General features: G+C 63.8%; 12 protein-coding genes and 1 tRNA gene. 3 read left to right on the top strand and 10 right to left on the bottom strand.

Translation table 11 applies throughout. The features are described 5' to 3' along the window. Positions 1–136 precede the first annotated feature (136 nt). Positions 137–1,054 carry a LysR substrate-binding domain-containing protein gene (locus IQ24_RS03675; RefSeq protein ID WP_145396363.1) on the bottom strand — a complete coding sequence of 306 codons (918 nt, stop codon included), beginning with the start codon at positions 1,052–1,054 and terminating at the stop codon, positions 137–139. A 127-nt stretch (positions 1,055–1,181) separates the two neighbouring features. Between IQ24_RS03675 and IQ24_RS03670 the strand changes: the two genes are divergently transcribed. After that, positions 1,182–2,465, top strand: coding sequence for an NAD(P)/FAD-dependent oxidoreductase (locus IQ24_RS03670; RefSeq protein WP_145396362.1), 1,284 nt, complete (start codon positions 1,182–1,184; stop codon positions 2,463–2,465). Between the two features lie 126 nt (positions 2,466–2,591). Continuing rightward, positions 2,592–4,223: an acyl-CoA synthetase gene (locus IQ24_RS03665; RefSeq protein WP_145396361.1), complete on the top strand. Its 1,632-nt coding sequence runs from the start codon at positions 2,592–2,594 to the stop codon at positions 4,221–4,223. Between the two features lie 77 nt (positions 4,224–4,300). On the opposite strand, the gene IQ24_RS03660 is transcribed toward IQ24_RS03665, so the two are convergent. Next, positions 4,301–4,374, bottom strand: a tRNA-Gly gene (locus IQ24_RS03660). Positions 4,375–4,599: 225 nt separating this feature from the next. Here IQ24_RS03660 and IQ24_RS03655 point away from each other — a divergent pair. Then, positions 4,600–5,394, top strand: a complete 795-nt coding sequence (locus IQ24_RS03655; RefSeq protein ID WP_145396360.1) for a hypothetical protein — start codon at positions 4,600–4,602, stop codon at positions 5,392–5,394. A 313-nt stretch (positions 5,395–5,707) separates the two neighbouring features. On the opposite strand, the gene IQ24_RS03650 is transcribed toward IQ24_RS03655, so the two are convergent. From IQ24_RS03650 to IQ24_RS03615, 8 genes are all read right to left on the bottom strand, one after another. Next, complete coding sequence (locus IQ24_RS03650; RefSeq protein ID WP_145396359.1) at positions 5,708–6,025, bottom strand: 2Fe-2S iron-sulfur cluster-binding protein; 318 nt, start codon at positions 6,023–6,025, stop codon at positions 5,708–5,710. Between the two features lie 11 nt (positions 6,026–6,036). Continuing rightward, positions 6,037–6,423, bottom strand: a complete 387-nt coding sequence (locus IQ24_RS03645; RefSeq protein WP_145396358.1) for a RidA family protein — start codon at positions 6,421–6,423, stop codon at positions 6,037–6,039. Continuing rightward, entirely contained in the window at positions 6,420–7,052 is a 633-nt protein-coding gene (locus IQ24_RS03640) for a TetR family transcriptional regulator C-terminal domain-containing protein (RefSeq protein ID WP_145396357.1), read from the bottom strand. Before IQ24_RS03640 ends, IQ24_RS03645 begins: the two co-directional genes overlap by 4 nt. Before the next feature lie 170 nt (positions 7,053–7,222). Continuing rightward, positions 7,223–8,233, bottom strand: a complete 1,011-nt coding sequence (locus tag IQ24_RS03635) for an ABC transporter substrate-binding protein (RefSeq protein ID WP_145396356.1) — start codon at positions 8,231–8,233, stop codon at positions 7,223–7,225. Next, positions 8,230–9,621 carry an FAD-binding oxidoreductase gene (locus IQ24_RS03630; protein ID WP_145396355.1) on the bottom strand — a complete coding sequence of 464 codons (1,392 nt, stop codon included), beginning with the start codon at positions 9,619–9,621 and terminating at the stop codon, positions 8,230–8,232. The genes IQ24_RS03635 and IQ24_RS03630 overlap by 4 nt, the downstream gene beginning before the upstream one ends. Beyond that, complete coding sequence (locus IQ24_RS03625) at positions 9,618–10,808, bottom strand: amidohydrolase family protein (protein WP_199756473.1); 1,191 nt, start codon at positions 10,806–10,808, stop codon at positions 9,618–9,620. Before IQ24_RS03625 ends, IQ24_RS03630 begins: the two co-directional genes overlap by 4 nt. Beyond that, complete coding sequence (locus IQ24_RS03620; protein ID WP_145396354.1) at positions 10,808–11,671, bottom strand: ABC transporter permease; 864 nt, start codon at positions 11,669–11,671, stop codon at positions 10,808–10,810. The genes IQ24_RS03625 and IQ24_RS03620 overlap by 1 nt, the downstream gene beginning before the upstream one ends. Then, positions 11,652–12,440 carry an ABC transporter ATP-binding protein gene (locus tag IQ24_RS03615; RefSeq protein ID WP_145396353.1) on the bottom strand — a complete coding sequence of 263 codons (789 nt, stop codon included), beginning with the start codon at positions 12,438–12,440 and terminating at the stop codon, positions 11,652–11,654. Before IQ24_RS03615 ends, IQ24_RS03620 begins: the two co-directional genes overlap by 20 nt.

Genomic DNA, 12,440 nt, shown 5'->3' with positions numbered 1-12,440 from the left:
ATCGGTCATCCTGTTGGAGATGGCCCGCGCCCCGGGCCATGCGCATCATGGGCAAGGCGGCCTTTCCGCCCCATCTAAGGTCTCGGGGACAAGACGCCAGCGGGCGGCGACAATCAAACGACATTGATTCGAGAGATCATTCCGAGGTGGAATGACCCTTGCGATCCGGCCGCGTCTCGGCCAGCAGCCAGTCGCGGAATTGCGAGAGCGCGGGCGAGGCCTCACGCTCTTCCGGCCAGCAGAGGTAATAGGCGTCAGAGCCGCTCAGCGGCATGGGGAGGGCCGGGACCAGCCGCCCCTCGGCCAGCTCAGGCCCGAACATGAATTCCGGCAAAAGTGCCACGCCCAGACCCGCCATCGCCGCCTCGGCCATGGTCGAGAACTGGTCGAACAGCATCCCGTGCACGGCCTTGTCATCGACCTCATAGAAGCGCAGCCAGCGTTCCCAGGCATCGGGGCGCGAGGTCAGGTGCAAAAGCGCTGCGCCGCGCAGATCGGCGGGCGAGGCAAAGCCGTGCTGCCGGGCGAATTCGGGCGAACAAAGGGGCAGGGCGGTTTCGCCCCGCAGCCGGATCGCATCCGTGCCCGGCCAGTCGGGCTGGCCGAAATGGATGGCGGCATCGACCACATCCTCGCGGAAGTCAAAGCGCGTCGTGCGGCTGAAGAGGTTCAGGCTGATCCCCGGATGGGCCGCGAAAAACCCCGGCAGCCGCGGCGTCAGCCAGCGCGCGCCAAAGGTCGGCGGGGCCGCGATGTTCAGCGTGCCCCCGCCGGGATTGGCGCGCAGGTTCAGCGACGCGCTGGAGATCTTCAGCAGCGCATCGCGGATCTCGCGCGCATAGCCCTGACCGCCCGAGGTCAAGCGGATGGTCTGCTTTTCGCGGTGGAACAACTCGACCCCCAGCTGCTCTTCCAGCGACTTGATCTGGCGCGAGACGGCCGATTGCGTCAGCGACAATTCCTGCGCGGCCTGCGTGATCGAGCCGGTCCGGGCGGCGGCCTCGAAGGCGGCAAGCAATGGAAGAGAGGGCAGAAATCGACGTGGGGCGCGCATGGATATTCCGGCATTGCATGAGGTCTTGCAAAACTCTCGTTATCGCAAATCGCGGGCGTGGCGAAGAAGAATAGAGGCTGGCGCCGCTTCCGCCCGTCCCCTGCCATCCTTCTTGAACGAGGCCCGCATGCTCAATGATCCGCACTCCCACGGGCTGTGGGAAATGACTGCGCCGCCTGCCCCCCGGACCGGGGCGGTCGAGGGGCAGATCCGGGCCGAGGTCGCCATCATCGGTGCGGGCTACACTGGCCTTTCGACCGCGCTGCATCTGGCCGAACGCGGCGTCGACGTCACCCTGATCGAGGCGGTCGAGATCGGCTATGGCGCGGCGGGGCGCAATGTCGGGCTGGTGAACGCGGGCATGTGGGTCATGCCCGAGGATCTGGTGGCCACGCTGGGCGAGGCGCAGGGCAATCGCCTGATCGACTTTCTGGGCGAAGGCCCGGCCCATGTCTGGGATCTGATCCGCCGCCATGACATCGCCTGCGAGGCCAATCACGTGGGCACGCTGCATGCCGCTGTGGGCGACAAGGGGCAGGCCGAACTGGCCGAGCGTGCGCGGCAATGGCAGGCGCGCGGCGCGCCAGTGCGGCTGCTGGGCAAGGCGGATGCCGCCGCGATGCTGGGCACGGATTACTACAGCGGCGCGCTGCTGGATGAACGCGCCGGGACGATCCAGCCTTTGGCCTATGCGCGCGGGCTGGCGCATGCGGTGCTGCGCGCGGGCGGGCGCATTTATACGACCAGCCCGGCGACGGCAGTGGCACGAGAGGATGGGCAGTGGCACATCCAGACGCCGAAGGGCACGCTGATCGCGCCCCGCGTCGTCCTGGCGACCGACGCTTATACGCAGGGCATCATGCCGGAAATCCGCACGCAGCAGGTGCATCTGCCCTATTTTAATCTGGCGACCCCGCCCTTGCCCGATGATGTTGCGGCCAGCATCCTGCCGGGGCGGCAGGGCGCATGGGACACGAAAGAGGTGCTGTCCTCATTCCGTTTCGACGCGCGCAACCGTCTGGTTTTCGGCTCGGTCGGGGCGCTTCGCGGCACCGGGGGCTCGGTCCATGCCGCATGGGCGCGCCGGATGCTGCGCCGGATCTTTCCGCAGATCGGCCCTATCACCTTCGAGGCCGAATGGTATGGCAAGATCGGCATGACCTCGGACAACCTGCCGCGCTTCCACCGCCTTGATGACGGGATGTTCGCCTTCTGCGGCTACAACGGTCGCGGCATTGCGCCCGGCACTGCCTTCGGGCGCTGCCTCGCCGCCTATCTGTGCCACGAGATCGGGGATGAGGACCTGCCCCTGCAGCCCAGCACGCCGCAGGCGGTGCCCCTGCGCCCGCTGCGCGAGGCCTGGTATGAGGCGGGCGCGCAGCTTGTCCATCTGGCCGAGGCGCGGTTCTGACCTCCCCTGCTCAGCCTTTTTTCTAACTTGCCCCCTCTGGCCCTTGCCGGGCATCTGCGGTTAGCTTTGATGCCTGACCGGGATGTGGAAGGCCGTGCGCGGCCTTGGAGGAAAGAGGACGTCAGCATGACCCACCATGACATTTACGAATTCGGCCTGGACGCGGGACTGGCGAATTTCGAGCAGCTGACGCCCCTGCGGTTCATCGAGCGCACCGCCGCCGTCTATCCCGACGCGCTGGCGGTCGTGCACACCGGCGTGCGCCGCAACTGGGCCGAGACCTATGACCGCTGCCGCCGCATCGCCAGCGCGCTGCACAAGCGCGGCATCGGCAAGAACGACACCGTCGCGGTGCTGGCCGCCAATATCCCCGAAATGTTCGAGTCGCATTTCAGCGTGCCCATGACCGGGGCCGTGCTGAACGCGATCAACACCCGCCTTGATGCCGAAACCATCGCCTTCATCCTGGGCCATGGCGAGGCCAAGGTGCTGCTGGTCGACCCCGAGTTCTCGGAAGTGGCCGAGCAGGCGCTGAAGCTGCGCGTGGGCAAGGACGTGCTGGTGGTCGATATTCTTGACCCCAGTTTCGAGGGCGGCAAGCGCATCGGCGAGCTGACCTATGAGGACCTGCTGGCCGAGGGCGACCCGAATTTCAACTGGCATCTGCCTGCGAATGAATGGGATGCCATCTCGCTCAACTACACCTCGGGGACGACGGGCGATCCGAAGGGCGTCGTTTATCACCACCGGGGTGCGGCGCTGAATGCCATGCAGCACATCATCGCCTGGGACATGCCCCACCATGCTCGCTATCTGTGGACGCTGCCGATGTTTCACTGCAACGGCTGGTGTTTCCCTTGGACCATTGCCGCCAATGGCGGCGTCTGCGTCTGCCTGCGCTCGGTCCGGGCCGAGCCGATCTATCAGCTGATCCGCGACGAAAAGGTCAGCCATTTCTGCGGCGCGCCCATCGTTTTGAACATGTTGACCAACGCCGCCGATGAGCTGAAGGATTTCGATCACGAAATCAAGGTGATGACCGCAGGTGCCGCGCCGCCCGCCGCCGTCATCGCGGCCATGGAGGCGATGGGCGTGACCGTCACCCATGTCTATGGGCTGACTGAAACCTATGGCCCATCGGTCGTCTGCGAATGGAAGGACGCCTGGGACGAACTGCCCCCGGATGAGCGGTCGCGCTTCAAATCGCGGCAGGGCGTCAAGAACCTGACGCTGGGAGAGCTGATGGTGGCCGATCCCGCGACGCTCGAGCCCGTCCCCTCGGATGGCGAGACTATTGGCGAGATCTTCATGCGCGGCAATATCGTGATGAAGGGCTATCTGAAAAACCCCGCCGCCACGGCGAAGGCTTTCCACGGCGGCTGGTTCGCCTCGGGCGATCTGGCGGTGATGCACCCCGATGGCTACATCGAGATCAAGGACCGCTCGAAGGACATCATCATCTCGGGGGGCGAGAATATCTCCTCGATCGAGGTCGAGGATGTGCTTTATCGCCACCCCGCCGTGCTGGAGGCCGCCGTCGTCGCGCGCCCGGATGAGAAATGGGGCGAAACGCCCTGCGCCTTCGTCACCCTGAAGGCAGGCCGGACTGCGACCGAGGAAGACATCATCGAGTTCTGCCGCGCCAATATGGCGCGCTACAAGGTGCCGAAGACCATCATCTTCACCGACCTGCCCAAGACCTCGACCGGCAAGATCCAGAAGTTCCAGCTGCGTGATCGCGCGAAGTCGATGGGCTGAGGCTTGGCGGCGCGCGTAAGTCGCGCGCCATCCCGCCACGGGTCGGGCGTCTGAACGGGACGATGGCAGGGAAGGGATGGAGCGGGCGAAGGGAATCGAACCCTCGTCATCTGGTTGGGAACCAGGAGCTTTACCATTAAGCTACGCCCGCGTCTTTTCGGCATTTACCGCGACCGGGGAGCAAGCGCAATCACCAACCGCCGCGAGGGGTGATCTTCTTTTGGTGAAGGCACCGGGGCTTGGGGGCGCGCGTGCCTATGGCTTGAGGGGGCGCTGCGTCTGGCACTTCTTGGCTTCGCCGACGCGAAGAGCCCTTTGCAGACAATCAGAGGTGTGGCTACGTTTCCCCAGATAGGTATCAATAGCAGAGAACTATATGACGCCCACCGGCTTCACTGCTTCACGGGATATATTCGACTGGCTTGGCAATATGTCCGTCAATCATAACGGTCTCATTCTTCCTGGGCGGCTCGTCGAAGATCATTTCTCCCAGTATTGCGAGTGCCTCGGATTCTGGACGGGTGACGAAGTGTACCCGTTGACAATCCCCGGCTCGGCGACACTCATCCGATATCGGGACCGCTACTTTATGACGTGCACTAGGCACCAACTGAAGCTTGTTAACGACATAACGGGGATCTGTTTAACCGTGCCGCATGAGGGAAAGACGAAGTGCATCACCTCCGGTGGCTTTATTTCTTTCGATTATGGCATGAACGAAGGCGATCATCATGAAATTGCGCTTTTCGACTTCACAGAGCCTACCAGTGAGTTGCCGGAATTGAGGCACCTGTTTTTCGATTTCCGGGGCCAACACCCTAGCGTTCCGGCGGATCGTGTAGTGGGCGCCATCAGCTACGGTTACCCCTTCCAGGGGCGCCAGATCGACTATGAAGACGGCGAAATGAAGTTGGTTAAGCAGAAAGTGCTGTGCCGCTATGCTGGTCAAGGCACAGATGACGCAGTCCATATTTTTGAGCCTGTCGATCCGCTGACATTTGATCCTGATGGCATGAGCGGTGGTCCTGCATTTACCGTACTTTTTGAGAATGGCTGTTTCACTATCCACCTGGCAGGCATCAACGTTAGAGCAGGGCGTGAGCGGATTCGGGTTATCAAAGCAGGCGCTTTGCAAATGTTGATGGAAACGCTGATTAACAAACAGCCGTGATCTGGATCTGCGACGGATGACGTGCTTTGAGTGAGTTCAAGCGGGAGTGAACGGGGCGTCTAAGAAAAACGGCGCGCTGACATGTTGCGTGGCAGACTCTGACAATACCCCTGTCACGCTACACGCGTGATACCGAAAACTTCATGATGCTGTAGCCGAGGCCATGACCGCTTGGTCCCGTATCGCTGCCGATCAGGGGAGAGAGCGACCTTCACAGCTTACCGCTTATGATCATTTGATGCTCTTGTGCGATGATGGCTGCTCTAGCACAGATATAATGCAGTGTTGCCATATGCGGCCAGCAGGCACCGCCCTATTGCCCGGGCACGTCCACCAGCAACCCGTCCAGATCGGCGGTGACGGTGATCTGGCAGGCCAGGCGCGAAGCCTCCGGGTCAAATCGATTGGCGAAGTCCAGCATGTCCAGTTCCAGCGCCGAGCGTTCGGGCAGCCGCCCGGCCCAGTCCTCGGCGATATGGATATGGCAGGTCGCGCAAGAGCAGGCGCCGCCGCATTCGGCCTCGATGCCCGCCACGCCTTCGTTGCGGGCGGCCTGCATCAGCGAGGCGCCGATGGCGGCGGAGATGGTGCGGCGCGTGCCGTCGGGCTCGATGAAGGTGACGTTGACCATATCCGGGGTCCTCAGGTTTGGGGGACGAGGGCGACCGCCTCGATCTCGACCAGAAATTCGGGGCGGGTGAAGCCGCTGACGATCAGAAGCGTTGACGCTGGTTTAACGGAAAGGTCGCGCACATGCCGGTCGCGGACCGCCATATAGGCCGCCATATCCTCGCGCCGGGTGACGAAGGCGGTGAAGCGCAGGACATGGCTGAAATCGGCCCCGGCCTCGGCCAGAATGGCGGCGATATTGGTGAAGCACATCTCGGCCTGCGCGGTCACGCCTTCGGGGATGGTGCCGTCGGGGGCCAGCGCCAGCTGGCCCGAGGTCACGATCATGCCGCCCGAGGCGATGCCGTGCGAATAGGCCCCAAAGGGCGCGGCCAGAGAGGGTGGGGCCAAGGGGGTCATGGGGTCGTCTCCTCATCGTCGGTCAGGCCGCAGCGCAAAAGGAAGGTCTGCGTCGCCTCATGGATCAGCCGTTCGGCATCAAGGGGCACGTCATCTGGCAGTTCCATCAGCATCCGGGCCTGCGCTTCATATTCGGCGTAATGCTGGGTCACGGCCCAGAGGTTCATCTGCAACAGCAGCGGATCGACCGGGCGGATCTTGCCTGCCTCGATCCAGCCCCGGATCACTTGATTGGCCTCTTCGACCGAGACTTTCAGCGTCTGCCAATGGGTCGACATCTCGGGCCCGCCGCGCGCGATCTCATGCGCGAAGAGGCGGGTGATTTCGGGATGCTCCAGCGTATGGCGGATCTTGCGCGCAATATACGATGTGATCGCCTGTCGTGGATCATCCTGCGAGGTGGTGATGAAGAAGATTTCCCGGAACTGGCGGACGATGTCGCCCAGCACCTGCTGATAAAGCTCTTCCTTGCTGGAGATATAGTAATGCAGCTGCGCCTTGGTGATCCCGGCCGCCTCGGCGATGGCCTGGGTCGAGGTGCCCGCCAGCCCGTTGCGGGCGAATTCGCGGATTGCGCCCTCGCGGATCGCGTCATGCATCATCATGCGCTTTTTCTGCGCGACACTCATTCTGAAAATCCCGTTTCTTCAAGCTTCATGCCCGCAGCCGGGCGGCTTGCTGCTGAAATCGAACAGCAAAGGCCATCAGGCCCATCAAGGACGCGCGCCGCATGGGCTTTCGGCATCGGGGTGGGCGGTGTCGCCATTCCCGGCATGCGGCGCGCTCCTGTTCTGGCGGGTTACTGGGCCTCAAGTTTCTCCTTGATGTCCAGCCCGTGGCCCTTGTTGACGAAGGTGTAATTCGCGACCTTCGTAAGATCGACCTCGCCGTCCTTGTAAAGGCCGCTGGCAATGGCGGTGTCGAGGAACGACTTCACCCGGGCCTCATCCATCGCGCCAAGGCCCTTCTCCAGCGACTCGCCGCTGTCGACGATGCCCAGCTCCTTGATCAGCGCGACTTCCTTGTCGAGCTTTTCGGCCGTCAGCTCGGGGTTGGCGGCGATGATCATCTCATAGGCGGCGGTGTGGTCGCCATAAAGGAAGTTGTACCAGCCCTCGATCGAGGCATCGAGGAAACGCTGCACCAGTTCGGGGTTCTGGTCGATCAGCTCCTGCCGGGTCTCGATGGTGTTGGCATAGGTGTTCCAGCCCTGATCGGCCAGAAGGAAGGTGTCGGTCTCGACGCCCTGTTCGGCAGCATAGATCGGCTCGGCGGTCGCATAGGCCTGCTGGACCATCGCATCGTCGCTGAGGAACTGCGCCAGATTATAGGCATAGGGGCGCAGCTGTTCGTTCTTGAAGCCCTGGCTGGAGACCATCCACTGCCAGAAGCTGAACTGGCCGTCCTTGCCGACCAGAACCGTGGGGGCGGTCGTCAGCGCCTGCCAGTCGGCGTATTTGCCTTTGTGCGCGATCAGCGCCTGCGGCTCTTTCTGGTAGAAGGCGGCGACGACGGTGGTCGGGATGCCGTTCTTGACGTTGTCGAAGGACAGAAGAAGGTTGCCCCCCAGCAGGAAGTCCAGCCGTCCGGCGGAAAGCATGGGGCGGTTGTTCACCTGCGGGCCGCCGGGCATGATTTCGACATCCAGCCCGTGCTTCTTGTAGGTGCCGTCGGCCAGCGCCTGATAGAAGCCGCCATGGCCGCCCTGCGGCAGCCAGTTGGTGCCGAAGACCACCTTGTCATCTGCCCATGCGGTGCCCGCCGCGCAAAGCGCGGTCGTCAGGGCAAGGGCCGTCATCATCTTGTTCATGCGGATTGTCCTTGTTTGAACGTGGTGTCGTCGCGCGCCATGTCGGCGGTCCAGCCCCGGGTCTTGCCGGGGTTCATCAGGCCGTAGGGGTCGGCCAGCTTCTTGAAGGCGATCTGCGTGTCGTCGATGGTCTTCATGCCGCCGTCCTCGATGGTGACGACATGGGGGTCGAAGATGGTGCAGCCGTCCTTTTCCTCAAGTTCGGCGATCAGGCGATACATCGCATCGCGGTCGCGCCAGCGCACCAGAGGCAGGGCAAAGATCTGCACATCGCCCTTTTCCCGCGCCATCTCGTGATGCCAGAACATCTCGTCACCATAGCGCTCCATCTGGCGCATCACCAGATCGATGTCGAAGGGGCGGGGATAGGCGACCTGCAGATAGGTCCAGCCCGGATCGACCTTCAGCGCCTGCAGCGTGGTGTGGTTCCAGCCGCATTCATAGGCGGGCTGAAGACCGGCCGCGCTGAGGTCGGGCTTGGTCATCGCGAAAGAGACGCGGCCACCCATTTCTTCGGCCTCGGCGGTGAAGCGGGCCATGTCACCCGGCGCGACCATGGCGAAGACTGCGTCGCGGTCGGCGGGGAAATAATCGCCCAGCTTCTTGTAATAGGGGGCGAAGCGACGCTCGACCGTCGTCAGCAGATAGCAGTCCAGCCCGTCGACCTGCGCCTGCGTGGCAAAGCGCAGAGCCTGATCATAGCCGTCAAACAGCGCCGCCGTATGGATCCAGTCGGTGGCCTTGGTCAGGGCCACGCCCATCTCGACCACGATGCCATTGGTGCCATAGGCGTGCTGGACCTTCTGGATTTCGTCGCCATGCAGTTCGATCACCTTCGGCTCGGGTTCGATGGTGACGACCTTCACATAGGTCACGTTCCCCGGATCGCGCAGCATCCCGTGCCGGAGCGAGCCGATGCCGCCCGAACCACCTGCCAGAAAGCCGCCGATCGTCGCCATCTGCCGGGTCGAGGGGTACATCAGCAATTCCTGTCCGGTCGCCCGCGCGGCATCGTCCAGCCGCGAGATGCGCGCCCCAGCCTCGACCCGGACATGGCCCGGCGTGATCTCGATCACCTTGTCGAGCCGGGTGAGGTCCATGATGATGCCGCCTTCCAGCGGCACGCACTGGCCGTAATTGCCGGTGCCGCCGCCGCGCAGGGTCAGCGGAATGCGGTGACGGGCCACCTGCGACGCGATCTGGATGACCTCGTCCACGCTTTGCGGCACCACGACCAGATCGCCACGCTTGTCCTTCAGCAATTCGTTCAGGATGGGGCTGTACCAGAAGTAGTCCTGCGAGCGTGCAGCCAGGTATTTCTCGTCATCATGCTGCCGGATTTCGGGCAGATCGGCCTTGAATGCCGCGATGTCCCAGGTGCTGGTCATTCCGTCTCTCCTTGAGTTTCGGGCAAGATGCGGCCCTCGCGCCAGACGTGGCGGGCGGTTCGGGGCCGGCTGATGGCGTCGGGCAGGTCGGTGGCGTCCAGCCAGATGAAGCTGGCGGGGCCGCCCTCGGCCAGTTGCAGGCTGTGGCCCATCCATGCGGCGGGGCGCTGGCTGACGGCGTCCAGCCAATCCTCGGGCGGCAGATGGCCCAGGATGACGGCCAGCCGGAAGATGTCGAAGAGGTCATAATCGCCGTAGGGATAGAACCCGTCCCGCACATTGTCCGAGCCGATCATCACCGGAACGCCCGCCGCGCCCGCCTCGATCAGCGGCGCGAGCCCGCGCAGACGCGGCGTGCGACCGGGGGCGCCGTCCTGCAGATAGCTGTTGGCGCCCGGCAGAACCGTCAGCCCGATCCCGGCATCAGTCGCGCGGTCCAGGAGACCCGCGACCTCGGAAGGGTCGCGCACGGAAAGCGAGCAGGCATGGCCGCAAAGCACATGACCCGCCATGCCCCGGCGCCGGGTTTCCTCGACGATTGCGTCAAAGCCCTGCGCCTCGGGGTCAAGGCCCTCATCGACGTGGAAGTCCAGATCCAGCCCGTGTTTCTCGGCCAGATCGAAGGTGGTGGCCAGATCGCGGGCCAGATTGGCGTTGCGATAGATGAAGGCCCCCAGCACGCCGCCGCTTTCGCGCAGATGGGCGGCGATGCCGGGCCCGATCTGGGGCATCAAGTCCAGCGCCGTCAGCGACGCAAGCTGCAGCTCGATCCTGCCGCGCCAGTCTTGCCTCAGCTCATTCAGCACCGACCAGGCCAGAGGCGGCTGCGCCTCGCCCCAGTCGACATGGCTGCGCATCAGCGCGGTGCCGTGATGATAGGCACGGGCAAGGCCGCGCTGGGTGCGGGCGCGAAGGTCGTCCACCGTCCAGCCCGCCGCATCGGCCCCCATCATCTCGATGGCATCGAACAGCGACCCGGCCCGGCGCGGCATGCGCGCGGCGGTGAAGGTCTTGTCCAGATGCGTATGGACATCGGCCAGAAGCGGCAGGACCAGCCCGCCGCCCGCCTTGGTGCAGGGGCGCAGCGCGGCAATGCGGCCTGCGGCAATCTGCATCTGCCAGCGGCCCGGACGACCGGCCAAAGTCAGGCCGGTCAGGGTGGTTTCGCCCAGATCACGCATGGCCATCAATGCTCGCGCTTGATTTCGCTTTCGTGCCAGTGCCCCAGCACCAGACGCGACAGCCACGAGGTGATCAGGAAGATCACGACGCCCAGAAGCGAGACCAGAAACAGCGCCGCGAACATGCGCGGGATCTCATTGCGGAAGCTCGATTCCAGGATGCGTGAGGCAAGGCCGGTGTTCTGGCCCGCGGTGCCCGCGACGAATTCGGCCACCACCGCGCCGATCAGCGCAAGGCCACCGGCGATCTTCAGCGCCGCCATGAAATAGGGCAGGGCCGAGGGGATCAGCAGATAGCGCAGCCGCTGCCAGGGTGTCGCCTGATAAAGCCGGAACATGTCGCGCAGGTTGTGGTCGGCGCTGCGCAGCCCGATCACCGTGTTCGACAGGATCGGGAAGAAGGCCACGATCCAGGCGCAGATCAGCAGCGCGACAAAGGTGTTGCTGACATAGATCAGGATCAGCGGCGCGATGGCGATGACCGGCGTCACCTGCAAGATGACGGCGAAGGGAAACAGCGCCATCTCGACCGGTTTCGACAGCGCGAAGATCATCCCCAAGGCGACGCCGCCGATGATCGCAAGACCTAGCGACAGCAGCGTCAGCTTGACGGTGAAGGCCGCGCTTTGCGCAAGGCTGGCCCAGTCCTGCACCAGCGTTTTGGCGATCAGGCTGGGGGCGGGGATCAGGTAATGGGGCACCTGATAGAACCAGACGAGGAACTCCCACAGCGCCAACGCCAGGGTGATCGCGCCGATCGGCAGCAGGATGCGCATGCGGCGTTCGCGGTTTTCGCGCAGGATGCGGGGGTCGATCTCGGTCGGGGCCGCCGCTGCGGGCAGGCCTGGCTCAGTGATTGAGGTGGGCATGATCGAGCGTTCCTTCCAGTGCGTTGCTGACCAGTCGGCAGGCCTCGGCATATTCAGCCGTCAGGCGGTAGGCGGCGGTTCGCGGATAGCCGCCGGGCAGGGGGATGTCATGGACCACCCGGCCCGGGCGGGCTGCCATCACCACGACGCGGTTCGACAGATAGACAGATTCGAAGACCGAATGGGTCACGAAGATCACCGTCAGCTTATGCTCTTCCCAAAGCGCCAGCACATCGTCGTTCAGCTTGGCGCGGGTCATTTCATCAAGCGCCGCGAAGGGCTCATCCATCAGCAGTAGCTTGGGCTTGGTGGCCATGGCGCGGGCAATCGAGACCCGCATCTTCATCCCGCCCGAAAGCTCGCGCGGGTAGGCTTTGGCGAATTTCGCCAGACCCACCATCGCCAGCGCCTCTTCGACGCGCGGCCGCGCCCCGGCTTTCGACATGCCGTGCAGCTTCAGCGGCAGATAGACATTCTCGAAGACCGTGGCCCAGGGCATCAGCGTCGCCTCCTGGAAGACAAAGCCGATGTCATTGCGGTCGCCGCCTTCGCCCGCCGCATGGCCATTGACCGAGATCTTGCCGCGCGACACCGACAAAAGGCCCGAGACCATCTTCAGCGCCGTGCTTTTGCCGCAGCCCGAGGGGCCAAGGAAGCTGACGAATTCGCCCTTCTGGATCGACAGCGACATATCGCGGACCGCGACCGTGCCATTGGCGAACTGCTTTTCCACGCCGGACATCTGGATCAGGGGGGATGTGTCGGTCAT

The sequence above is a fragment of the Paracoccus sulfuroxidans genome (genome assembly GCF_007830335.1).
GTDB classification, from domain to species: Bacteria; Pseudomonadota; Alphaproteobacteria; order Rhodobacterales; family Rhodobacteraceae; genus Paracoccus; species Paracoccus sulfuroxidans.
The sequence above is the reverse complement of the archived record's forward strand: the minus strand, read 5'-3'. Positions and strand labels throughout refer to the sequence as shown.

What these genes read in the sequence shown, in the direction of transcription:
- IQ24_RS03675 (WP_145396363.1), bottom strand. Translation starts at nt 1,054, where the DNA reads ATGCGCGCCCCACGTCGATTTCTGCCCTCTCTTCCATTGCTTGCCGCC.
- IQ24_RS03670 (WP_145396362.1), top strand. Translation starts at nt 1,182, where the DNA reads ATGCTCAATGATCCGCACTCCCACGGGCTGTGGGAAATGACTGCGCCG.
- IQ24_RS03665 (WP_145396361.1), top strand. Translation starts at nt 2,592, where the DNA reads ATGACCCACCATGACATTTACGAATTCGGCCTGGACGCGGGACTGGCG.
- IQ24_RS03655 (WP_145396360.1), top strand. Translation starts at nt 4,600, where the DNA reads ATGACGCCCACCGGCTTCACTGCTTCACGGGATATATTCGACTGGCTT.
- IQ24_RS03650 (WP_145396359.1), bottom strand. Translation starts at nt 6,025, where the DNA reads ATGGTCAACGTCACCTTCATCGAGCCCGACGGCACGCGCCGCACCATC.
- IQ24_RS03645 (WP_145396358.1), bottom strand. Translation starts at nt 6,423, where the DNA reads ATGACCCCCTTGGCCCCACCCTCTCTGGCCGCGCCCTTTGGGGCCTAT.
- IQ24_RS03640 (WP_145396357.1), bottom strand. Translation starts at nt 7,052, where the DNA reads ATGAGTGTCGCGCAGAAAAAGCGCATGATGATGCATGACGCGATCCGC.
- IQ24_RS03635 (WP_145396356.1), bottom strand. Translation starts at nt 8,233, where the DNA reads ATGAACAAGATGATGACGGCCCTTGCCCTGACGACCGCGCTTTGCGCG.
- IQ24_RS03630 (WP_145396355.1), bottom strand. Translation starts at nt 9,621, where the DNA reads ATGACCAGCACCTGGGACATCGCGGCATTCAAGGCCGATCTGCCCGAA.
- IQ24_RS03625 (WP_199756473.1), bottom strand. Translation starts at nt 10,808, where the DNA reads ATGGCCATGCGTGATCTGGGCGAAACCACCCTGACCGGCCTGACTTTG.
- IQ24_RS03620 (WP_145396354.1), bottom strand. Translation starts at nt 11,671, where the DNA reads ATGCCCACCTCAATCACTGAGCCAGGCCTGCCCGCAGCGGCGGCCCCG.
- IQ24_RS03615 (WP_145396353.1), bottom strand. Translation starts at nt 12,440, where the DNA reads ATGACCGACACATCCCCCCTGATCCAGATGTCCGGCGTGGAAAAGCAG.